Genomic DNA, 22,420 nt, shown 5'->3' with positions numbered 1-22,420 from the left:
TGCAGCCGTTAGATTGAAAAGAATACTCACCCAAAAGGAGGTTAAGGTGAAGCCACTTCGTTTATTACCCTGGCTAGGTGTCTGGTTGCTGGCAATGATTGCCTTAATGGCCACCCCAGCAATGGCGCAGAGCACGCCGAATGCATCGGCCAATGCCGATAGTTCAGCCTCATCGGCGCAGGCAGAGCCTACCTCCTACGAGGCGTTGGCGGGTCTCTTAGAGAATGAGCAGTCGCGACAAGAGCTGATTGATATGCTGCGCAATCAGGCCTCAGCGCTACCCGCTGATATTGCCGCTGAACTATCGCCTGAAGCCGCCGCAGAGGGCAGCCAGCTGGCGCCGGAAGATGTATCCCTACCGCGGCAATTGGCTGAACTCACTAGCCGCGTGGTGAGTGATGTGGGTGGGCAGTTTGAGCAAGTGGCAAGCATCTTAGGAGACCTGTTCACGGGGCAAGGGGCCGATAGCGTCTTTGATTTGGCGTCCTTCACCAGTGCAGCGATCAATCTGGGCATCGTGATTGTTGCGACATTTGCAATGTTTATGATTTTCAGGCGGTTAGCGAAGCCACTATTTACTAAGATAAGCGGTTTGTCGCTCAACGGCAGCAACTTAACACCCGTATTGCGCTTAATTGGCTGCGTGGTAATTGCCGCAGTTATCGATTTGCTGCTGATTGTCCTTGCCTATGTGGGTGGCAATTTGTTGGCCACTTTTGCGGTAGGTGAAACCGGTGAACTTTCCACCCGCGCTTCGCTGTTTTTAAATGCTTTCTTAATTATCGAATTACTTAAAGCCGCGGTGCGGATGTTGTTCTCTTCGCGCTATGAAGGGCTGCGCCTGCTGCCTATTTCGGCCCAGGAAGCATCCTACTGGAACCGTTGGCTGGCACGCTTGATTGGCATGGTTGGTTACGGTCTTATGGTCGTGGTGCCGCTGGTGAACTTTTATCTGGCCGCGTCGCTTGGTCAGGCAGTCGGTACGCTGATCATGTTAATGGCGTTCATTTACGCCGTCGGCTTTGTGTTTAAAAACCGTGCGCGCGTGCGTAATAATCTTAACGCGACCGCATCGAGAACAACGATGACGGCCAGCCGCGTCTCACTACAGCTGTTTGCACGCACCTGGCATCTATTCGCACTATTTTACTTCCTGATGGTGTTTGTACTGACGTTAACTCGCCCTGGTGATGCGTTGCCGTTTGTTATGTTCGCCACGTTGAAGACGTTAGCGGCCGTTGTGATCGGGCTATTGGTATCCACTTTCCTTACGCAGACAATTGGCCGCCGCATCACGCTGTCAGACGATCTGCGTCGTAAGCTGCCGCTGCTTGAAACGCGGCTAAATAGCTATGTGCCTAATGCGCTGCGCGTGCTGCGCACGATCATTTTGGTCGTGGTCATCATGCTGGTGCTAAATGCCTGGGGCGCCTTTAATTTAGCCGCTTGGTACGCCTCTGAGCGCGGCGCGAACTTAGTCGGTAACCTAACCGGCGTCGCCGTTATTTTGATTGTTTCACTTATAGTTTGGCTGTGCTTGGCAAGCTTGATTGAGCACAAACTTAACCCGGAAACGGGCATGGGTGAGCCTTCTGCACGGGCGAAAACGCTGCTCAGCCTGTTCCGTAATGCACTGGCCATTGCGATGGTGGCCATTACCGGCATGATTGTGCTGTCGGAAATTGGCATCAACATTGGCCCGCTGATTGCCGGTGCCGGTGTGCTCGGTTTAGCGATTGGTTTTGGCGCACAGAAGCTCGTTCAAGACGTGATTACGGGCGTGTTTATCCAGATCGAAAATGCGATGAATACCGGCGATGTCGTCACCGTGGGTGGCGTTACCGGTACTGCTGAAAAGCTTAGCATTCGCTCTGTAGGGATCCGTGATCTCTCTGGTACGTATCACATTGTGCCGTTCTCAAGCGTCGACACCGTCTCTAACTATATGCGTGAGTTTGGTAATCACGTTGGCGAGTACGGCATTGCGTATCGTGAAAGCATTGACGGCGCCATTGAGCAGCTCCAACTTGCCTTTGAAGATCTCAAAGCCAGCGAAGAGCATAGTCATCAACTGTTGGCCGATATGACGGTGGCAGGCGTAATTGCCTTGGCAGATAGCTCCGTGAACATCCGTGTAGTGATTAAGACCACGCCGGGCGATCAGTGGGGCGTTGGCCGTGCTTACAACCGCTTGGTCAAGCTGCGCTTTGATGAGGCGGGTATCGAGATTCCGTTCCCGCATACGACGCTTTACTTCGGGCAAGATAAAACAGGCTCTGCGCCGCCCGCGAACTTACGGGTTATGCAGCAAGCCTTTACGATTGATGGTAGCCCCGCTGGGCAGCCTAAAGCCGGTGATCTCTCTGCAACGGATGATCGGTTTGACCCTCGCAGCCTTCAATCAGCCCCTGAAACGTTTGAACATGAAAAGCCTGACCATGATGATGTGGGTGAAACCTAAGCCTCTGTTATCTTAACCCTCAGCGAGGCTGCCTAGGGGCGGCCTCGCTGCGTTGCGTAAGCGCGACTATTCCATTCCCTTGCCTCGACTGTTTGTTTTGAACGCTTCAGTGACAGTCACTTAATTCGCCATGCATTCCAATTTGGCATGCATTGAGCGTTTTTTTTCGTTTGTGATCTACCGCTTGAATTTGCTTTGATAAGGATATTAACCCCTGAATAACAGAAGCAATACGTTATCGAGAGCCGTGAAATGACTCAGACCCCTTTTTTAGCCACCAATGACGTACGCGACCGTTTCTCCACTGCTATGTCGGCGATGTATCAAACGGAAGTGCCCCAGTACGGCACGTTGTTGGAACTGGTGGAGCAGGTTAACCAAGAGACGCTGAACCAGCAGCCTGCGCTGCGCCGGCGATTGGAAGCTCAAGGAGAGCTGGCGCGACTGAGCGTAGAGCGTCACGGGGCAATTCGCGTAGGTTCCGCCGATGAATTATCCATGCTGCGCCGCCTGTTTGCGGTGATGGGCATGTACCCAGTCGGCTATTACGATTTGTCCGAAGCAGGCGTGCCGGTGCACTCGACGGCTTTTCGCCCTATCGAAGGTGAAGCGCTGGCGTGCAATCCTTTCCGCGTGTTTACCTCGCTGTTGCGCCTAGAGCTTACTGAAAGCGAGGCGCTGCGCCAGCGTGCTGAAGAGATTCTGACTAAGCGGGATATTTTCACACCTAAAGTGCGCGATTTGATCAAGCGCTTTGAAACACAAGGCGGATTAACTAGCGACGAGGCCGATCAGTTTGTTAACGAAGCTCTAGAAACGTTCCGATGGCACCAGGATGCCACGGTAGATCTAGACACCTACCAGGCGCTTAGCGCTGAACACCGTCTAATTGCCGATGTGGTGTGTTTTCGCGGGCCGCATATCAACCATTTAACGCCGCGCACGTTGGATATCGACGAAGTTCAGCGCCGTATGCCAAGCGTTGGCATGAACCCGAAAGCAGTCATCGAAGGCCCGCCGCGCCGTGAAGCGTCCATCTTGCTGCGCCAGACGAGCTTCAAGGCGCTTGAGGAATCGATCCGCTTTGCAGGCGATGCCCAGGGCACGCATACCGCCCGCTTTGGCGAGGTCGAGCAGCGAGGCATGGCGCTCACACCTAAAGGGCGGGCGCTTTACGATAAGCTGTTAAATGAAGGCCGTAAGGAGACGGCAGGATTGGATAACGATGCCCACCAAGCGGTGATGAATAAAGTATTTACAGCGCTGCCTGACAGCGATGAAGCGATGCGCCGCGAAGGACTCGCTTACTTCCACTATCACCTCACCGATGCTGGAAAAGTCGCTACAGGCAATACCAGTAGCGATATGGATGCCTTAATAGCACAGGGTTTGGTTGAGGCGCAGCCCATTACCTATGAAGACTTCTTACCGGTCAGCGCTGCGGGTATTTTTCAGTCTAATTTGGGCGGCAACGCCAGCGATGCCTATGCTGGCGACGCCAATCGAGAGGCATTTGAAGAAGCACTAGGTGCGCCGGTGACGGACGAGCTGGCGCTTTATGCCGAGCGGGAGCAGGCCTCTCAGCAGCGCATATTGGCAGCGCTAGCGGGCTAATTCGTCTTTCCTTGATGATGTGACCCCCCTCAGGCTGCCTTAAACGTGCGGCCTGAGTTGTTTATAGGCGACTCTCAATGGCTGTGGTCACAGCAGCACTTGCCGCCAGGTACTCGACAAAACGGCGAACTTTAGCCAGCTCGCCTAAATGCTCGGGATAGACCAAATAATACGCGCTTTCGCTATGCAAACGATGTGGCCAGGCCAGCATGAGCCGGTTGGCGGCCAGTTCTTCATCTACCACAAAGTGTGGTACCAACGCGACGCCACCCCCGGCCATGGCGGTACGCACCAGCATCGGGAAAGTTTCAAAGCGGGTGCCGTGATAGCTGCGGTCAGTCGCAATCTCCTGACCGGCAAACCAGTGGTGCCAGGCATCAGGGCGAGTGGAAAGGTGCAGTAGCGGCAGTTGAGCTAAGTCGTTGGCAGCCTCAACGGGATGCTGCGCCAGCAGAGTAGGAGCGGCAACGGCGACCATCTCTTCATCTACCAGTTTATGGCAGGCAAGATTAGGCCAGCTGCCGTGACCGTAAAACAGCGCGATATCGACATCTTGCTGCTCTAGATCAAAGTCCTCCACGCGGTCATGAAACTCCAAACTAATACCCGGGTTTGCGGCTAAAAAGGCCGGCAGTTTGTCGGCTAGCCAGCGGCTGCCAAAGCTTGGCAGCGTCGCAACTTTGAGTACCTCGCTATTGCCGCTATAGGTCATGATGGTATGGGTCGACATCTCAAGCTGGGCAAGCACTTTGCGTACGTCGCTCAGAAAGATAGCGCCTTCTGGCGTGAGCAGAAGGCTGCGTCTAACCCGACGAAAAAGCTTATGTTGCAAGATCGACTCAAGATGCGCGACTTGCTTGCTGACCGCGCTTTGCGTCAGGCTCAGCTCATCGGCTGCCCGGGTAAAGCTCATATGACGCGCCGCAGCCTCAAAACACTGCATGGCGGTAGTTGAAGGAAGATTACGTGATGCCAAGCGAGGAGCTCCTGATAACCTATGAACCGCCCCGATGCCTAAGCGCCGAGGTGATGTAAGGGGGTCATCATAGCTCATGAGGCGAGTGGAGAATTGATTGCCAAACGTCACTGCCCTTATCACCAGCGGCAACTTTGATTAACGGTCAATAATTCCCTGCTCACGCGCCATGGCATACGCCGCCTGCGGGCCATTCCATAGCGATGGCAGTAAGATCAATGACACCGGAATCGAGGTGATAACGATAAACTGCTGCAGCGCGCCAATTTGACCTGCGCCCATATGTAGCAGAACGGCGGCCATCCAGGTGCCGCCGGGCAATGCTTGGGCAACCGTTAACGTGGCAACGTCAAACTGAAAGTTAGTCCGCGCATCGGTTAAATCAAGCACGCCGTTTAGCTGGTAATAAATGCCCGAGCCGCCCAGTAGGGTGAACCACACGGTGGTCGCAATAGGCGCAAGAATCGCCACTGCATCCACCACGCCGGTGCGGTTTCTGCGGTCATGGTTGCCATCGTAAAGAAGTCGCTGATATAGGTGCCCATATCGGAAACATAGCCATTAACTAAAAATAGCGTCGGGCCAAAAACAATAATCACTGCACCAATAGCCAGCGCTAGCAGCACATTAAAGCGGCTAAGAATTTGAATGCCTTTATGGACACCGCTCATTGCAGAGAGCACGTACACGGTGCCAAGCACGGCAAGAATGATTAGCTGACCGGTAGCCCTCGGGCAAGCCGAACAATTCGTGCAGGCCATAGCTGACCTGTGTGGCCAGAAAGCCAATCGGGCCCACCGTACCTGCCACTAAGGCGATCACGCAGCAAGCATCGACTAAGCCGCCGAGCGGGCCACGCATGAGCCGCTCGCCCAGAATGGGATAAGGCTGTGTACGCGGCTGAAGCGGCTGGCCTTTCACGTAATGGGCATGGGCCAATACGACGGCGGTGAGGGAACCCAGCACCGCCCAGGCCATAAACCCCCGGTGCATAAACGACTGGGCCAATGCACCGGTAACGGCGTCGGGCGTGCCCGCTTCGCTATCAAAGGCGGGAGGCGTCACTACAAAGTGATACACCGGCTCACCAGCCGCAAAAAATACGCCACCGCCTGCGAGCAGCGTACACAGAATAATCGAGAGCCACTTAAATGTGCTCATCTCGGGTGTGGCTAGGTTGCCGATTTTAGCTTTGGCGGCCGGGGTCATGGCCAAGCCAATCGCAATAAGGAACATCATTAGCAGCAGTAGTTGAAAGTAGCTACCTAAGACCAGTGCGGTCCATGCAAAGCCTGCACTTATGCTATCGGCGACTAGATCAACGTCGTAAAGCGACGCGCCAGAAAGGCGATGATAAAGACGACGTTGAGGATCAGTACAATAGGATCGCCGAGGGGAGACCGCTTGGCGCCCTCAATGTTAGGGCCAGGTTGGTTAACTACCTTTATGGGGGCCAGGAGGCGGATAAGCCGCTATCAACGCACGTCGCTAAGGGGCTGACGCGTTTAGGTCGTCTGAAATCAGCTCAAAAAAAAGCGCCATTCAATGAATGGCGCGAGGACAGGAAACTGGACACAGTATATCGACAATATAGACCAACGTCGAACTCGTTTTATTTTGGTGCGTAAAAAAATAGCCTGCACGCTTTTGGCTCACCAGTGGTAAAGAAGAGACGCGCTTACGGTGCTGTCGGTACGCTCACTGGCATCGGCAGGCGGCTCGGAGTTGTGCTTGATTTCGTGTGAAAGACGTAGTGAAAGCTTTGAATTGAGTCGTGCGGTAAGCGCTGTTAGCGAGCGGGATGTGACATTTTGCTCGGTATACTCCAATGACATTTCCTGCTGAAGATCCGCATAGTCAGAAAATCCCCAACGGTAGTCGAGTGCGGTATAGGCCACTGCCAGTCGATCGTTATCGTCATCTCGCAAGCGGTCATGTCGGTAGCCCGGGCCTGCTTCTAGCGACAGCGTATGAGCATCGGTCTCAAAAATCTGTCGGCCATAGCCACCAACGACGGAGAGCTGCTGGTCATAGCCCGCGAAGCGGTCTTTTTCCCAGCGGGCGAATCCAAACAAATAGTGTGGGCCCTTTAAGTCATAGCGTTCGCGCCCGGCCACCAAATATTGCTCAGCGCTGGTTTCGTCATCTTTTGTCACGTTGCGGACTTCACCGCGCAGAGAATAGGTAAAGTTACCCGTTAGCCACGTTAACAGTGTTTTGCCAATAAGCGTTTGGCTGTCGGTGTTGCCTGAAAGGCGGGTAAAGCCGAGTTCAGCATCGCCACTGAACACCGGGGCGTCCTCTTTCGGCGCGGGTGGTGCATAGAACGGGCTGGCATAAGCTGCTGTTAGCCACAATGGCCAGCAGACCAGCAAGAGCATCCATCGAGTGATCGCCACAACGTCCCTCCTTGAGTAAGGCATTCAGCCATTATATCAGCGAACGATGACAGAAAGTGGCGACGTTCAACGCCGTTGGCCGACGCGTGTCATAATGACGCTGTCACGTATTTTGAGCGTATCTATGACCATTTCTCGCCCCCGCAACTTAGCTGACCTTCAGCGCTGGCGCCGTACTCGCGCTAGGCGCAGCTGGTATAAACGCAGCTTTCGTCTTCAGGTAATGCTGTTAGTCGGGCTACTGCTAGCTGGCATGCTACTGGCACAGGGTACGTATCTCAATCATCGTAAGGCAGAAATTATTAGCCAACAGATGGGCGAGCGGGCGCTGGCGGTGGCCAAAACGGTGGCGTCGATGCCGCAAATTATCAACGCATTTGCTATTCCTGACCCATCTTTCATTATTCAGCCGCTCGCAGAGCGCATTCGCCATGAAACGGGGGCGCGCTACGTGGTGGTCGGTGATGCGCAAAGCAGGCGCTACTCGCATCCGGTGCAGGAGCGGATTGGCGAGAAAATGGTGGGAGGAGACAACGACCAAGCGCTGATTTATGGTCAATTTTATGTCTCAGAGGCGACAGGCTCTTTGGGTACCGCCATGCGAGGAAAAGCCCCCATTTGGGACGAGGAGGGCAATATCATTGGCGTTGTTTCCGTCGGCTTCATGATGGATCGCGTTGCCATGGATGTGGGCAGATACACCAGCTTCGGCTGGTGGCTGGTCGGGCTAATGATTTGCCTAGGGTTTACCGGGGCTTATTGGCTGTCGCAGCATCTTAAACGAGTGATCTTGGGACTTGAACCCTATGAAATAGCCCGCTTAGCGATGGAAAAAGAGGCCATTTTGCAATCTATTCACGAGGGCGTGCTGGCGGTTAATCGTGAGGGCCATATCACCCTGGTCAATCAGCAGGCGCGGCGCTTTCTTAATCTAGACGATGCGCATGTGCTGCTCGGGCAGCCGATCCGCGGGGTGGTGCCTAATTCTCGGCTCTTAGAAGTCCTCAAGCACGGCGAGCGGGAGTTTGATCAGGAGATGTGGCTAGGCGATCATCCGGTAGTGGTGAACCGCGTGCCGATTCTGCATGAGGGCGAGGTCGAGGGCGCGGTGGCCACGTTTCGTAGTCGTCGCGAGATCATTGATCTGTCTCAAGCATTGACCCAGGCTAGCCGCGACGTGGATATGCTGCGTGCTCAGGCGCATGAGTTTTCCAATAAGCTTTACACTATTTCGGGCTTGCTACAGTTAAAGCGCACTGACGAGGCGCTGGCGCTGATCCACCAAGAAACGGAGCGTACCCAGGCGCAGATGAGCTTTTTAATGCGCCATGTGGCTGACGCCGTGCTTAGTGGCACGCTGCTGGGTAAACTCACCCGAGCGCGGGAGCTTGGCGTGGCGCTGGAAATCGACTCGCAAAGCTCACTTTCTTGCGCGCTTACGCCTACCGGGCAAGAAGTCATGATGAGTGTGGTCGGCAACCTGCTAGATAATGCCTGCCACGCCGCGCTTAATGGGCCGAGTAAGGAGCCTAAAGTGCGCCTGTTTTTCACCGACCTAGGCGAGCAGCTACTGATTGAGGTGGAAGATAACGGCCCAGGCGTGCCCGCTGAACTCGCCGAGTCGATTTTCCAAGATGGCTTTTCAACCAAAAACGGCAAGCATCAGGGCATTGGCTTAGCACTCGTCGCAAGGCTGTGTCGTCAAAACGGAGGAGCGGTGACGCTAGAGGAAAGTGAGCTTGAGGGCGCGTGTTTTATCGCCGTGCTAGATCGCTCGCTGTGCGCCGCTTCCCGCACCGTATGAACGCAGCACTTTGGGTTTAATCGATACAACCGAGCAACACCGGCGCCTGTTACCATCGCCACTACATATTGCCACTACAACAATGATGAAACATTGCTAGGGGAAAATGCATGTCTGCCAAGCAATACGGTATTTTGGTCATCGAAGATGATTTTCGCATTGCCGATATCCATAAAGCCTTTATTGAGCAAAGCGACGGTTTTTACGTCGTCGGTATGGCGCGCAATGGCAGTGAGGCTAAAGCGCTGATGGCCCAGCATGCCGATGATGTTCATCTGGTTTTGCTGGATGCCTACTTACCCGATGTAGAAGGGCTAGAGCTTTTATGGGCAATCCGGCGCGACTATGTGCATGTGGATATCGTGATGGTAACGGCTGCTCGCGAGGTGGAAACGATCAGCAAGGCGCTGCGCGGTGGGGTTTTTGATTACTTGATTAAGCCAATTGAAGCCGCCCGGATGAGTCAGATGCTCATTCGTTTTCGCCATGAGCGCGAAGTGCTGGCCAACTACGCAGAGCTGAGCCAGGATGAATTGGATCACGTACTGGCCCGATTACAACCCAGTAGTGCGGGGCGTTCGGCACAGAAAACACGCATGCTTCCCAAAGGTATTGATCGCCTAACCCTGCGTGCGGTGGTGGCTGCGCTTCAGGCATCATCTCAGCCTCAGGCTGCGATGCAGGTGGCGCGGGAGATGGGCACTAGCCGCTCCACGGCGCGCCGCTATTTAGAGTTTTTGGTCTCGGTGCAACTGGTAAACGCCGAGCTGGGCTACGGCGACGTCGGGAGGCCCGAGCGCCGCTATCGTTTGGTCGGTGACGCCTTGCCTTGGTGCGAAGAGGAGTAGCGTCGTAAGAGAAGATGGAGTCGTGTGAACAAAATGCACACAATGCCCAAAATGAATTTTTTGTTCATTATGTTCATAACGTTGAGAGGCGTTGTGCCAATCCTTTAATGTGCGCTCAGCACGCCAGCTTAGTAATGATTTCTTCACAAGAAGAGCGTCATGATCGTCAGAATCCCTGACATTAAGGCGTTTTAGAGGGTCTGGACTGCCTCAGATGTTCCTGACTGGACCTAGTGTCACCCTGAAGGTGAATGCGTAGGATCCTTCCCATTTCAGCCAATTTCTAACGCTAGTCAATTCCTAGGGCGGGGAGAATACCCCGACTCAGCTATTAGGCAACCAATGCTTGTCGCTATGCCCTCAATGGGGCTGAGCGCGATGCGGTTCGTCGCTAAGTCTATTAAGGTCTAAGGCGAGCGCGTGTTCGCCGTTGCTAGGGATGATTAAGCTTAAGAATTAAAGAAAAGGTTAATGACGAATGAGCTTAAGTGTCATTGGTTTTATCACCATCATCGTTATCGTCGGCCTCCTTATTAGTGGGCGCGTCTCTCCTCTGGTGGCAATGGTTATTCCGCCGGTAATCGCAGCTTTTGCGGCAGGCTTTGATGCGACGGATCTAGGTGAGTTTTTTAGTGCGGGGCTAAGCTCCGTGATGAATGTCGCAGTAATGTTCATTTTCGCTATTATTTTCTTTGGAATCATGCAGGACACGGGGCTGTTTGAGCCGGTGATCAATAAGATGATCGCCCTGTCGAGAGGCAATATTATTACTGTCGCTCTGATTACCGTGCTCATTGCCATGGTGGCTCAGTTAGATGGCTCCGGCGCATCCACATTCCTGATCACTATACCGGCACTGTTGCCGCTCTATCTGCGGCTACGCATGAATCCTTACTTACTATTGCTGCTTATTGCCGGCTCTGCCTCTATCGTGAATATGGTGCCGTGGGGCGGACCATTGGGGCGAGTGGCGTCGGTACTGGATGTAGATGTCACTGAATTATGGTATCCACTGATTCAGATCCAGGCCATCGGCATGGTGTTAATGCTGGCGCTAGCGGTTTTTATGGGAATTCTGGAAAAACGCCGGATTTTAAAAACCTACGGCACGCTTCATCCGGGCCAGGAGCATGACGAAGGCTCACTAACCCAAGGCGTCTTCTCAAACGATGTTGATGTTAGCCTACTGCGACCAAAGCTGATCTGGGTTAATGCCATCATCGCTATTGCCGTCATCACGATTCTGGTTGCCGGTATATTGCCTGCGGGGTTGGCGTTCTTACTGGGTGTTGCTGTGGCGCTGCTGGTGAACTATCGTACCCCAAAAGAGCAAATGGCGCGCATTCAAGCGCATGCGCCGAGTGCCTTAACCATGGCCTCTATCATTATCTCTGCAGGCCTGTTCCTAGGGGTCTTGAACGGTACGGGCATGTTAAATGCCATCGCCAATGATGTGGTGACGGTACTGCCGAGCGCCTTCTCTAACTACCTGCATATCATTATTGGGGTTCTGGGTGTGCCGTTGGACTTGCTGCTTAGCACGGATGCCTACTACTTCGCTCTGTTCCCTGTGGTAGAGCAAATCGGTCTCTCCTTTGATATCGATTCGTATTCGACAGCCTATGCCATGATCATTGGTAACATCGTGGGTACCTTCGTATCTCCCTTGGCTCCCGCCGTGTGGCTGGCGCTAGGTCTCTCCGGTTTAGAGATGCACAAGCACTTGCGCTATTCGTTCTTCTGGATGTGGGGGCTGAGTATCGTGCTATTGATGTGTGCTGTTTTACTCGGCGTGATAACCGTTTGATCCACGGATGCTTCACGGCTAAGCTGAATTGGGGCCGGTAGCAATGGAAGGCGGCGCATTTTGGAAGATGCGCCGCCGCGTTAATGAAGGGTTCATGTTGTGAACAGAATGAATAGAATGAACTTTTTGCCTTTTATGCTCACAAGCTTGTCGGTCAGGGGCACGTTCTTCTAACGTTCGCGGCGTGTCATCACATAATAAGACAACTATTTATACCAATACCCATACAACAACACTGAGATGTGGAGAAACGCCATCATGACCTCGCTTACTCTCAAGCGCTTATCTGTATTTGCTCTACCGCTAGCCGCATTTGCTGGAATGACGACCGCCGCACAGGCGCAAGAGTGGACGCCAAGTCGCTCGATTGAATTCGTCGCGCCAGCTAATCCGGGCGGTGGTTGGGACACGCTTGCTCGCACCATGTCCCGGGTGATCCAGCAAGAGGGGCTGGCCGATGAAAGCTTCGCCGCGATCAACGTACCAGGTGGTGGCGGTGCCGTCGCCTGGGCACAAGTGGCACGCGACACCGGCAATCCGCATAAGCTGTTTGCGACTAGTCCGCCGATGATTCTGGTGCCGCTGGCAGGCGCCTCACGCTATGACCACACCGACTTTACCCCGGTCGCTAGGATTAATACCGACTACTCGATCATTCTGGTCGCGGCGGACTCTGAGTATCAAACCCTTGAAGACCTGTTCAATGCGCTGAAAGAAGACCCTAGCTTGAGCGTTGGCGGTGGTAGTGCACCGGGTTCGATGGATCATATCTCTGTGGCAGGTTTGGCCTCAGCGGCGGGTATGGATGCTGCGGACATCAACTATATTCCGTTTTCGGGCGGCGGCGATGCCATGACCAACCTGATGGGTGGCCATATTGAAGCGGTCATCACCGGTGCTGGCGAGTCAGTCGGCCAATTGGGCGAAGGTAGCCAGCTTCGCGCACTGGGTGTTTCCTCTGAAGAGCGCCTGGGTGGTGGTTTGAGTGAAGTGCCCACCTATCAAGAGCAGGGCTTTGACTACACCTTCGATATCTGGCGCGGCATCATGGGCACGCCGGATATGCCGGAAGAAGCCGTGGCCTACTACGAAGATCTGTTCGCGGAAATGCTTGAAACCGACGCCTGGCGTGACGCGAGTGACCAGCTGGGCTGGATCGACGCCTACCAAAACAGCGAAGAATTTGGTGCCTTCCTGGATCAGCAGCAAGAGCAGTTCAGCGATGTGCTGGGCGAACTTGGTTTGCTGCGCCAGTAATCCTACTCCTGTATAACCCAGCCGCTTCAGTGCGGTTGGGGCGCTACTGCTGTTAACCACTTGTTTTTCAGTACCTGTTTTTAAGAACATGTTTTTAAGCAACTGTTCTTAAAGACCGAGACTAAAGCTGGTTGTTAACGACAGTCGGTGCGTTGGCTCCTTTGGAGAGATTCCTATGACTCGTTTAAATACCAATCAGTGGTTAGCGCTGGTATTGGCGCTATTGGCTGTCGCCTACATCGCGATGGCATGGCAAATCCCGACCTTCCCGCTACCGCGGCCGGTCGATTCGGACCTGTTTCCCAAAGTATTAGGGGTTTCTTTATTGATACTGTCGGCTTTTCTGTTTTTTGAGAAGCCTACGCCGATTGCCGGTGCTGACGAAATTGATCAAGAGGCACAACAAGGGCCGCTGCTATTAACGCCCTGGGCACGAGTCATCGTGACCTCGCTGGCAATTGCTGCCTATGCATTTTTGCTGGTGCCGTTGGGCTTCGTGCTCGCCTCGACACTGCTTTGCGTGGGCTTAACGGCTTACTACGGCTACCGCCGCCATACGGTTAACCTCGCTACGTCGCTGGGGGTAGTGCTAGCGCTCTATCTCACTATGACGCGAGTGATGGACGTCTATCTACCCACAGGCGTGCTGCCTTTCTAAACCAGCCGCTTTAGCCGAAATTAAGCTAGCAGGTCTTTAAGAGAGTAATTCCCATGGATGCCTTCAATAATCTGATGTACGGCTTTGGCATCGCGCTTGAGCCGATCAATATCGCTTACGTGTTTGCTGGCGTATTCGCCGGCACTATTATTGGCATGCTGCCGGGCTTAGGCCCTATTAGCGCACTTGCCCTCATGATTCCTATTACCTTTGCCATGGAGCCTTCGTCAGGTTTAATTTTAATGGCGGGGGTTTATTACGGCGCCATCTTCGGCGGCTCTACGTCTTCGATACTGCTCAACGCCCCGGGCGTGGCGGGTACGGTGGCGACCTCTTTTGATGGCTACCCGATGGCTAAAAAAGGGCAAGCGGGCAAAGCGCTGGCGATTGCCGCCTACGCTTCCTTTATCGGTGGCACTGTTTCCGTTATTTTCTTAATGCTGATCGCACCGCTGTTGTCGAAAGTGGCCGTCAGCTTTGGCCCTTCTGAATACTTTGCACTCATGGTGCTGGGCTTAACCGCCGTAGTCTCGCTGTCGGATAAGTCACTGGTCAAAGGGCTCATTGCCGCCGTGGTTGGGGTGATTATCTCGATTGTGGGTATCGATATGCAGACCGGCACCGAGCGCTATACGTTTGGCTCCATTCAGCTTCTCGATGGCATTGATTTCCTTGTCGTAGCGCTGGGTATTTTCGCGCTTGCCGAGGTGTTTTATATGCTGCTGCGCGGCGGCGGTGGCAAAGAAGTACCGCGTAATGCGATTGGCTCACTGAAGTTGACTCGCAATGAAGTAAAAGAGATTGCTGGCCCTATTAGCCGTAGCTCGGTGCTGGGTTTCTTTACCGGCGTGCTGCCAGGTGCGGGCGCAACTATCGGCTCATTTTTGGGCTACAGCATGGAAAAGCGTATTGCTAAAGATGGCCACACCTTTGGACAGGGCAATATCAAGGGCGTCGCGGCACCAGAGGCGGCCAATAACGCTGCTTGTACCGGCTCCTTTGTACCGCTATTAACGCTCGGGGTACCGGGCTCGGGTACTACTGCGGTTCTACTGGGCGCGCTTTTGGTAATGGGCGTGAACCCTGGCCCCATGATGCTTGAGCAGCGCCCGGACGTATTCTGGGGCGTGGTTGCCAGTATGTATATTGGCAATATCTTCCTGCTGGCGCTTAACCTGCCGCTGATTCCCTACATCGCCAAAATTCTCGATATGCCCCGGCCATTGCTGTTATCACTCATCCTAATCTTCTGCATGATCGGCGTTTACGGCATGAGCTTCAGCGTGTTTGATCTGCTGCTGCTGTTGGGCTTTGGCTTGGTTGGCCTGGGAATGCGCTTGTTTGGTTTCCCGGCGGCGCCGCTAATCCTGGCGCTGATTTTGGGTAATATCATGGAAGAGTCCATGCGCCGTGCGCTGCAAATCTCGGGTGGCGATTGGACAACCTTCATCGACAAACCGATTTCGCTGGGGCTGCTGCTGGTTGCCTTGCTGTCGCTTGGCCTACCGCTGCTGAAAAAACGCCGCAAGAAAAGTGCTGCTGTGTAACTTATTAGCGGTACGTTTTGGATGATTAATAAGGAGCCTTGGGGATATCCAGGCTCCTTTTTTGTATCTCACGCTTTTATCGGCTTTGTAACCAGATAGTGGGCTTAGCGTTGCTGTTGTGTATGGACGTCCGTTAAGTGCCAGATTGGTGCGCAGGGTTTTATTGGTGCATTGATAGCGTGCTTAAGCTCAAGCCTGATGCTTGATTTTGGTGCGCTCGACTAAGCTGTGGGTTTTTATAGTATCAATAAGTCATTGAATAAATGGCTGTAAAAAAGTGTTGTGCCAATCTGGCGCATCCCTTGCAAGTGTTAATGGCTAATGAACGTATTAGGGGGGAGCTAACACAACAGCCCTGAATGCGACGCCAATTAACAAGCCCCACACATAAGGGGTGCAAGGAGGTTAAAGTGATCACATTGCCATACAACACAAGCGCTCGCTCGAGACACCTAAGCGTAATCCGCTCTCCTGGCCGCTTTGCGACCGCCTTGCTCGCCGCTGCCGTCATGGGGGCCAGCGCTCAGGCCGTCGCTCAAGGCGCTGATCAGAGCGAAGACCCGATTAAGGTCGGCATTCTGCACTCGCTCTCCGGCACTATGGCGATCAGTGAAACCGTTCTTAAAGACACCGTCGAAATGTTGATTGAACAGCAGAACGAAGCGGGTGGCCTGCTGGGTCGCCAGCTAGAGGCCGTTGTCGTTGATCCTGCGTCTAACTGGCCGCTGTTTGCTGAACGCGCCCGTGAGCTGCTGGCTCAGGAAGACGTTGACGTTATTTTCGGTAACTGGACCTCTGTTTCCCGTAAAGCGGTGCTGCCCGTCGTGGAAGAGCTCAACGGCCTGCTGTTCTACCCGGTGCAGTACGAAGGTGAAGAGTCCTCAGAAAACGTCTTCTACACCGGTGCGGCGCCTAACCAGCAGGCGATTCCCGCCGTTGAATATCTAATCAACGAAGTGGGTATCGAGCGCTTCGCGCTGATCGGCACCGACTACGTGTATCCGCGCACGACTAACCGGATTCTTGAGGCGTTTCTCAAAGATGAGTATGGCATCGCCGACGAAGACATCATGGTCAACTACACGCCTTTCGGTCATTCCGATTGGCAGAATATTGTGTCTGAGCTGGGCCGTTTTGGCGAAGAGGGTAAGCGCACCGCCGTTATCTCGACGATTAATGGCGATGCCAACGTGCCGTTCTACACCGAGCTTGCTAACCAGGGCATTGATGCCGCCGACATTCCGGTCATCGCCTTCTCCGTGGGCGAACAGGAACTTACCGGTATCGATACGGGGCCGCTGGTGGGGCATTTAGCCGCTTGGAACTACTTCATGAGCGTCGATAATGATGACAATTATGACTTTATCGATGCATGGATCGACTACACCGGCGACGAAGAGGCGGTGACGAATGACCCGATGGAGGCGCACTACATTGGCTTTAATATGTGGGCTGAAGCGGTTCGTAAAGCAGGCACCACCGATGTCGACAGCGTAAAAGATGCGATTATTGGCGTGACGGTGCCGAATCTATCCGGTGGCTATGCGGCGATGATGCCCAACCATCACATCACCAAGCCGGTGCTGATTGGTGAAATTCAGGATAACGGCCAGTTTGATATTGTCTGGCAGACGCCGTCTACCGTGGCAGGCGATGCTTGGTCGGATTACCTACCCGGTTCGCGTGACCTGATTGCCGATTGGCGCAAGCCGCTTGAATGCGGCAACTTTAACGTCGTGAACGGCTCGTGCGGCGGCAGTACCGCCGTAGAAGAGGCCGAAGCGGCCCTCGCAGAATAACGATGATTTCCCTCTACGCCTGACTGAAAAGTGAGGCGTAGAGGAGCACGCTACCTTTCTCTCTCAGATAACCAAAGGAAGAACTCCATGAGGCGTTTCCTTTCCTTAGGGCTACTGTGCCTGCTGTTGTTGAGCATCACAGTCACCTCGCAAGCCCAAACGAGTTCTACAGCTAACGCTGACGCCGCCGCGCTTGAGCTGCTAGAAGCGCTGAACGTTGACTCTTATCCTGCCAAAGGCGACGCCATCACCGCGATTTTGCAAAGCGATGACGAGCGCGCCCGCGATTGGCTGCAGGCGCTATTAGATGGCCGCTTACAGAGTGCTGACGATGGCAGAATAGTGCTGGTGCTCGACAACAGCGGCCGCGAGTGGCCGGTTGCCGATGTACTAACGGGCGAAGCGCTGGGCCAGATGTCGCGCCGCGACTTAGATCGTATCGGCATAAATAACGCGCTGCGCAATCAGCTGCGCAGCGCTATTGCCGTGGTTGATCTTTACTCGCCTAACGTTGAGCGTCGTCGCCGCTCGGCAGAACGGCTACTGGGCGAAGTGGACGAAACGCTGGCCGAGCCGCTCAGTGAACTGATTGCCGACGAGCAGGATAGCCAGGTTGTCCGCAGGCTTTCCCAGGCGTTAGCGATCTACCAAGTGGAAAGCGGTGAGCTGGCGGGCGTTGAAGCGCTGCGTGGCAGTTTGCATCCTCGCGCACGGGTCGCGCTTAGCCGCGCCGTGAACGGGGATGACCCTATTGTGGCAGACGCAGCGGCGAGCGCTTTGGGCAGCATTGAACAAAATCTCAAGATTAATCGTGGCTTGGAAACGCTCTACTTCGGTTTAAGCCTCGGCTCGGTACTAGTGCTGGCAGCCATTGGCCTGGCGATTACCTTTGGCGTTATGGGCGTGATCAATATGGCCCACGGTGAACTGATGATGCTGGGCGCTTATACCACCTGGGGAATGCAGCAGCTGTTGCCCGGCCAGCCAGGGTTGGCGCTGATTCTTGCTATTCCTGCTGGCTTTATGGTCGCAGCGTTAGCGGGCATTGCCATCGAACGCGGCGTTATTCAGTTTTTAAAAGGCCGCCCGCTGGAAACCCTGCTGGCGACCTTTGGTATTAGCCTGATTCTGCAGCAGCTGGTGCGCACCGTTATTTCACCGCTTAACCGCACGGTGATTACGCCGGAGTGGATGAGCGGCTCTCTGGTGATTAATGATGCACTGTCACTCACGCTTAACCGCATGGTAGTGCTGGGGTTTGCGCTGGTAGTGTTTGCGGCGCTGATGCTGATTATGCGCCGCACACGGCTAGGGCTTGATGTGCGCGCCGTGACGCAAAATAGGGCGATGGCCCGCTCGATGGGCATTCGCGCTACCCGTGTCGATATTATGACCTTCGCGCTCGGTTCGGGCGTGGCCGGCTTGGCCGGTGTCGCGCTTTCTCAGTTGACCAACGTTGGCCCTAACCTGGGGCAAAACTACATCATCGACTCCTTTATGGTGGTGGTGTTTGGCGGCGTCGGAAACCTCTGGGGGACGCTGGTGGCGGGCCTATCGCTGGGGATTATTAATCAGGTATTAGAGCCTTGGGCGGGCGCAGTGCTGGCCAAAATTATCGTCTTGGTCTTTATCATCCTATTCATTCAAAAACGCCCGCGTGGACTCTTCCCGCAGAAGGGCCGGGCTGCGGAGGGCTAAGCGATGTCATTGACGACCGAATCATCGACCAATTTTTGGCTAACACGTCCGTTTAGTGAGCGCTCTACGCAGATTTTTTTAGGCGTGCTGGTCGCTGCGCTGGCGTTAGTCACGCTGCTACATGTGGTGATACCACCGGAGAATCCGCTGCATATTGGCGCGTATACGGTCAATCTGTTCGGTAAATATCTAAGCTATGCGCTGCTAGCCGTGGCGGTGGATTTAGTGTGGGGCTATCTGGGGATATTAAGCTTGGGCCACGGTGCGTTTTTTGCTATTGGCGGCTACGCCATGGGCATGTACCTGATGCGCCAGATTGGCGACCGCGGCACTTACGGTCACCCCGTCTTGCCGGACTTTATGGTGTTTTTAAACTGGGACAGCCTGCCGTGGTTCTGGCAGGGCTTCGACATGGCCTGGTTTGCCTTTGCCATGGTGCTCTTGGCCCCCGGGCTGCTGGCGTTAGTTTTTGGCTTCTTGGCGTTTCGCTCGCGAGTGACCGGGGTATATCTGTCGATCATTACCCAGGCGCTAACGTTTGCCTTAATGCTGGCGTTCTTTCGCAATGAGATGGGGTTTGGCGGTAACAATGGCTTAACCGACTTCCGCGAGCTGCTGGGATACAACCTGCGCAGCAACGATACGCGCCTGGGCCTGTTTATCGCCACCGGGGTTGCATTGGGTCTGGGCTATATTCTGTGCCGTGCCATAGTAACCAGCAAACTGGGCCGGGTCAGTATCGCCACGCGTGATGCCGAAGCCCGTACGCGCTTTCTTGGCTACCGAGTCGAGCGCTTTCAGCTGTTTGTATTTGTGGTGTCGGCGATGTTGGCAGGCTTGGCGGGGGCACTTTATGTGCCACAGGTAGGGATCATTAACCCTAGCGAGTTTTCACCGATTTTCTCTATCGAAATTGTGCTGTGGGTGGCCTTAGGCGGTCGCGCCACGCTTTATGGCGCGGTGATTGGCGCTATTTTAGTCAACTACGCCAAAACGTTTTTTACCGGCGTCATGCCGGATGCGTGGCTGTTTGCGCTAGGGGCGATGTTTGTATTGGTCACGGTATTTCTGCCCAAGGGCGTGGCGGGGCTGTTTCGCCATATCAAGCGGCGTAAGCGCGAAGATAATACCGCCAGACCAATCACGCCCAAGGAGGCTTCCGCATGAGCTTGCTGCAATCGCTAACTCAGCGTGATCGGGTATTCGATTTTATGGCGCCGCAGGATTCTCCGGTGGACGTGCGCCATGGTCCTATCCTGTATATGGAGGATGTCACCGTTAGCTTCGATGGCTTTAAAGCGATCAATAACCTCAATTTGACCATTGATGATGGCGAGCTGCGCTGCATTATCGGCCCTAACGGCGCAGGTAAAACCACCATGATGGATATTATTACCGGTAAAACTCGCCCTAATAGCGGCAGCGTTTGGTTTGGCAGCCGCCATAACCTGCTTAATATGAACGAGCCAGATATCGCAAGCTTAGGCATTGGTCGCAAGTTTCAAAAGCCCACGGTGTTTGAAGCGCTGTCGGTATTTGAAAACCTGGAGCTGGCCATGGCCGCCGACAAGCGAATTTTTCCTACGCTTACCGCGCGTATGACCGGCGAAATTAGAGACCGCATCGATGAAGTGTTGGAAACCATCGGCTTAACGGCGCTTCGCCATCAGCCCGCAGGGATTCTTTCCCATGGCCAAAAGCAGTGGCTGGAGATCGGCATGCTGCTAATGCAGCGCCCACGGTTACTGCTGGTAGATGAGCCAGTGGCGGGCATGACCGAGCAGGAGATGGAGCGCACCGCTGAACTGCTCACCGGGCTGGCTGGCAAGCAGTCCGTGGTCGTCGTGGAACATGATATGGGGTTTGTACGCTCGATTGCGCGCCAAGTCACTGTATTGCATCAGGGCAGCGTGCTGGCGGAAGGCACCATGGATCAGGTATCCAGTGATCCTAAGGTCATCGAAGTGTATTTGGGTGCTGATGATGAGGAGGCCGCCTGATGCTAGCCATTGAAAAGCTCAACCAGTTTTATGGCGAAAGCCACACCCTTTGGGATTTAGACCTGGATGTGCCCGCCGGCCAGTGTACTTGCGTGATGGGCCGCAACGGCGTGGGTAAAACCACGTTGTTGAAAGCAGTGATGGGCGAAGTCGCGGTGAAAAGCGGTGCGTTACGCTACACACGCGGAGAGGCGGGTGAGATCGAACTAACCCAAAAAGCCGTGGAAGCGCGTTCGCGACTGGGAATTGGCTATGTGCCCCAGGGGCGGCAGATTTTTCCGCTACTGACCGTGGAAGAAAACCTGCGCACCGGCTTAGCGGCGCGTCGGGACAGGCTGAAGAAAATCCCCGAACGGATATACGAGCTGTTCCCCGTGCTAAAAGAAATGAAACACCGGCGTGGAGGCGATCTTTCCGGTGGCCAACAGCAGCAGCTCGCCATCGGCCGCGCGCTGGTGATTGCACCCCAACTGCTCATTTTGGATGAACCGGGGGAGGGCATTCAGCCCAATATCGTCGCGCAAATTGGCCAGGTGATTCGTCAGTTGATCAATGAGGATGGTTTGACGGTGCTACTGGTTGAACAGAAGCTGCCCTTCGCCCGCAAGTACGCCGACCGTTTCGTGATTATGGATCGTGGTCGACCGGTCGCCAAAGGCGAGATCAGTGAGCTTTCTAACGAGCTTATTAAGCAGCACCTGACGGTCTAAGTTATCCACAGCCGGTTAGTCTTTATCTAGCCAAGCGCCTGTCGGTTGGCGGGCGCTTTCTAGCTGCCTTCTCTTCGTTAACATCTTCTAAGCACTGAAGGCTGATGCATATACAAAGACAAAAAAAGCAGCATATTTTGATAGCAATCTAGTGGGATTCTAGCTCCTGATAGAACGCGGGGTTGTCCTGAATGGTCGCGAGCACTTTAGCCGCTAAACCCGTGGGGTTACGCCGTTTTTTTTCCCAGCTTTTGATTGTATCAATGCTGGTCCCCATCGCCTTGGCGAACTCTGCCTGGGATACATTGAGGGTCGTCCGGATCTGTTTCACATCGGTGACTTCAAAACGCGTCACGCGTGAAGCAGGCGTTTTTTTCTTTTGAATATCCACCGCTTCTTCTAGAGAGTCTTTAAGCTCGTTAAAAATACTCACAGTGCGTGCTCCTCTTTCAACTGCTTTGTTAATTTTTTCAAAACCACCTTTTCTGACTGGGTTAAGCTATCTTTAGCGCTTTTTGGGTAAGCCAGTAGTAAATAGATGGCTTCATGCGTGGCCAAAAAGTAAATGACCCTAGCGCTACCGCTTTTTCCTTGTCTACCTGTGGCCATGCGCATTTTGCGCAGGCCTCCTGTCCCCTGAATCAAATCGCCTTTATCTGGCTGAGCAATCAGTTCTTTTTGAAGCTCCTTCAATTCATCATCAGTGGCCAGTAGCTGTATCTGCTTAGTAAATAGCGCGGTTTCGATGAAATCAATCGCATTACTCACACTGGTTTAGCTCCTCTTTTACATTGGGATTTTGGTGTACTATGTACTCTTTTTCAAGTTTTTTTGGCATTAGT

17 protein-coding genes and 1 pseudogene are annotated in these 22,420 nt (G+C 54.0%); 13 read left to right on the top strand and 5 right to left on the bottom strand.

The genetic code is table 11. The features are described from left to right. The first annotated feature begins 46 nt into the window (after positions 1-46). Both ybiO and hglS read left to right on the top strand, forming a co-directional pair. Entirely contained in the window at positions 47-2,461 is a 2,415-nt protein-coding gene (gene ybiO / locus ACTH5D_RS00760; RefSeq protein ID WP_441667754.1) for a mechanosensitive channel protein, read from the top strand. A 252-nt stretch (positions 2,462-2,713) separates the two neighbouring features. Further along, the gene (gene hglS, locus ACTH5D_RS00755) at positions 2,714-4,075 is read left to right on the top strand and encodes a 2-oxoadipate dioxygenase/decarboxylase HglS (protein WP_441667753.1); all 1,362 of its coding nucleotides are present in this window, start codon (positions 2,714-2,716) and stop codon (positions 4,073-4,075) included. A 61-nt stretch (positions 4,076-4,136) separates the two neighbouring features. Here hglS and ACTH5D_RS00750 read toward each other — a convergent pair whose 3' ends face one another. The 3 genes and pseudogenes from ACTH5D_RS00750 to ACTH5D_RS00740 form a co-directional block, all read right to left on the bottom strand. Continuing rightward, a complete protein-coding gene (locus ACTH5D_RS00750; protein ID WP_441667752.1) occupies positions 4,137-5,051 on the bottom strand; it encodes a LysR substrate-binding domain-containing protein in 915 nt (304 codons plus the stop codon). Positions 5,052-5,189: 138 nt separating this feature from the next. Continuing rightward, positions 5,190-6,499 (bottom strand): annotated as a pseudogene (locus ACTH5D_RS00745) (BCCT family transporter). A 204-nt stretch (positions 6,500-6,703) separates the two neighbouring features. Continuing rightward, positions 6,704-7,432 (bottom strand): DUF481 domain-containing protein, encoded by a 729-nt coding sequence (locus ACTH5D_RS00740; protein WP_441667794.1) that lies wholly within the window; start codon positions 7,430-7,432, stop codon positions 6,704-6,706. A 142-nt stretch (positions 7,433-7,574) separates the two neighbouring features. Here ACTH5D_RS00740 and ACTH5D_RS00735 point away from each other — a divergent pair, with 142 nt between their 5' ends. From ACTH5D_RS00735 to urtE, 11 genes are all read left to right on the top strand, one after another. Beyond that, complete coding sequence (locus tag ACTH5D_RS00735; RefSeq protein ID WP_441667751.1) at positions 7,575-9,254, top strand: ATP-binding protein; 1,680 nt, start codon at positions 7,575-7,577, stop codon at positions 9,252-9,254. A 110-nt stretch (positions 9,255-9,364) separates the two neighbouring features. Continuing rightward, a complete protein-coding gene (locus tag ACTH5D_RS00730; RefSeq protein WP_441667750.1) occupies positions 9,365-10,102 on the top strand; it encodes a response regulator in 738 nt (245 codons plus the stop codon). A 478-nt stretch (positions 10,103-10,580) separates the two neighbouring features. Beyond that, entirely contained in the window at positions 10,581-11,909 is a 1,329-nt protein-coding gene (locus ACTH5D_RS00725) for a CitMHS family transporter (RefSeq protein ID WP_441667749.1), read from the top strand. A gap of 258 nt (positions 11,910-12,167) precedes the next feature. Further along, the gene (locus tag ACTH5D_RS00720; RefSeq protein ID WP_441667748.1) at positions 12,168-13,166 is read left to right on the top strand and encodes a Bug family tripartite tricarboxylate transporter substrate binding protein; all 999 of its coding nucleotides are present in this window, start codon (positions 12,168-12,170) and stop codon (positions 13,164-13,166) included. Positions 13,167-13,341: 175 nt separating this feature from the next. Next, positions 13,342-13,824 carry a tripartite tricarboxylate transporter TctB family protein gene (locus tag ACTH5D_RS00715; RefSeq protein ID WP_441667747.1) on the top strand — a complete coding sequence of 161 codons (483 nt, stop codon included), beginning with the start codon at positions 13,342-13,344 and terminating at the stop codon, positions 13,822-13,824. A 53-nt stretch (positions 13,825-13,877) separates the two neighbouring features. Then, positions 13,878-15,371: a tripartite tricarboxylate transporter permease gene (locus tag ACTH5D_RS00710; RefSeq protein ID WP_441667746.1), complete on the top strand. Its 1,494-nt coding sequence runs from the start codon at positions 13,878-13,880 to the stop codon at positions 15,369-15,371. 509 nt (positions 15,372-15,880) lie between these two features. Then, a complete protein-coding gene (gene urtA / locus ACTH5D_RS00705) occupies positions 15,881-17,170 on the top strand; it encodes an urea ABC transporter substrate-binding protein (protein ID WP_441667793.1) in 1,290 nt (429 codons plus the stop codon). 87 nt (positions 17,171-17,257) lie between these two features. Further along, positions 17,258-18,868 carry an urea ABC transporter permease subunit UrtB gene (urtB, locus tag ACTH5D_RS00700; RefSeq protein WP_441667745.1) on the top strand — a complete coding sequence of 537 codons (1,611 nt, stop codon included), beginning with the start codon at positions 17,258-17,260 and terminating at the stop codon, positions 18,866-18,868. Between the two features lie 3 nt (positions 18,869-18,871). Next, the gene (gene urtC / locus ACTH5D_RS00695) at positions 18,872-20,035 is read left to right on the top strand and encodes an urea ABC transporter permease subunit UrtC (protein WP_441667744.1); all 1,164 of its coding nucleotides are present in this window, start codon (positions 18,872-18,874) and stop codon (positions 20,033-20,035) included. Then, positions 20,032-20,868: an urea ABC transporter ATP-binding protein UrtD gene (urtD, locus tag ACTH5D_RS00690; RefSeq protein ID WP_441667743.1), complete on the top strand. Its 837-nt coding sequence runs from the start codon at positions 20,032-20,034 to the stop codon at positions 20,866-20,868. The genes urtC and urtD overlap by 4 nt, the downstream gene beginning before the upstream one ends. Next, entirely contained in the window at positions 20,868-21,578 is a 711-nt protein-coding gene (urtE, locus tag ACTH5D_RS00685; RefSeq protein ID WP_441667742.1) for an urea ABC transporter ATP-binding subunit UrtE, read from the top strand. The genes urtD and urtE overlap by 1 nt, the downstream gene beginning before the upstream one ends. 148 nt (positions 21,579-21,726) lie before the next feature. On the opposite strand, the gene nadS is transcribed toward urtE, so the two are convergent. After that, the gene (gene nadS, locus ACTH5D_RS00680) at positions 21,727-22,011 is read right to left on the bottom strand and encodes a NadS family protein (protein WP_441667741.1); all 285 of its coding nucleotides are present in this window, start codon (positions 22,009-22,011) and stop codon (positions 21,727-21,729) included. Next, positions 22,008-22,346 (bottom strand): type II toxin-antitoxin system RelE/ParE family toxin, encoded by a 339-nt coding sequence (locus ACTH5D_RS00675; RefSeq protein ID WP_441667740.1) that lies wholly within the window; start codon positions 22,344-22,346, stop codon positions 22,008-22,010. Before ACTH5D_RS00675 ends, nadS begins: the two co-directional genes overlap by 4 nt. Positions 22,347-22,420 lie beyond the last annotated feature (74 nt).

This window comes from Halomonas sp. (assembly GCF_052095695.1).
GTDB lineage: Bacteria > Pseudomonadota > Gammaproteobacteria > Pseudomonadales > Halomonadaceae > Vreelandella.
This window is presented reverse-complemented; position numbering and strand designations above follow the sequence as displayed.

Bases quoted from the DNA above. Each gene is read 5' to 3' on its own strand.
- urtD (WP_441667743.1), top strand. From the start codon at position 20,032: ATGAGCTTGCTGCAATCGCTAACTCAGCGTGATCGGGTATTCGATTTT.
- urtC (WP_441667744.1), top strand. From the start codon at position 18,872: ATGTCATTGACGACCGAATCATCGACCAATTTTTGGCTAACACGTCCG.
- urtA (WP_441667793.1), top strand. From the start codon at position 15,881: ATGGGGGCCAGCGCTCAGGCCGTCGCTCAAGGCGCTGATCAGAGCGAA.
- ACTH5D_RS00710 (WP_441667746.1), top strand. From the start codon at position 13,878: ATGGATGCCTTCAATAATCTGATGTACGGCTTTGGCATCGCGCTTGAG.
- ACTH5D_RS00740 (WP_441667794.1), bottom strand. From the start codon at position 7,432: ATGCTCTTGCTGGTCTGCTGGCCATTGTGGCTAACAGCAGCTTATGCC.
- ACTH5D_RS00715 (WP_441667747.1), top strand. From the start codon at position 13,342: ATGACTCGTTTAAATACCAATCAGTGGTTAGCGCTGGTATTGGCGCTA.
- ACTH5D_RS00730 (WP_441667750.1), top strand. From the start codon at position 9,365: ATGTCTGCCAAGCAATACGGTATTTTGGTCATCGAAGATGATTTTCGC.
- hglS (WP_441667753.1), top strand. From the start codon at position 2,714: ATGACTCAGACCCCTTTTTTAGCCACCAATGACGTACGCGACCGTTTC.
- ACTH5D_RS00720 (WP_441667748.1), top strand. From the start codon at position 12,168: ATGACCTCGCTTACTCTCAAGCGCTTATCTGTATTTGCTCTACCGCTA.
- ACTH5D_RS00725 (WP_441667749.1), top strand. From the start codon at position 10,581: ATGAGCTTAAGTGTCATTGGTTTTATCACCATCATCGTTATCGTCGGC.
- ACTH5D_RS00735 (WP_441667751.1), top strand. From the start codon at position 7,575: ATGACCATTTCTCGCCCCCGCAACTTAGCTGACCTTCAGCGCTGGCGC.
- urtE (WP_441667742.1), top strand. From the start codon at position 20,868: ATGCTAGCCATTGAAAAGCTCAACCAGTTTTATGGCGAAAGCCACACC.
- urtB (WP_441667745.1), top strand. From the start codon at position 17,258: ATGAGGCGTTTCCTTTCCTTAGGGCTACTGTGCCTGCTGTTGTTGAGC.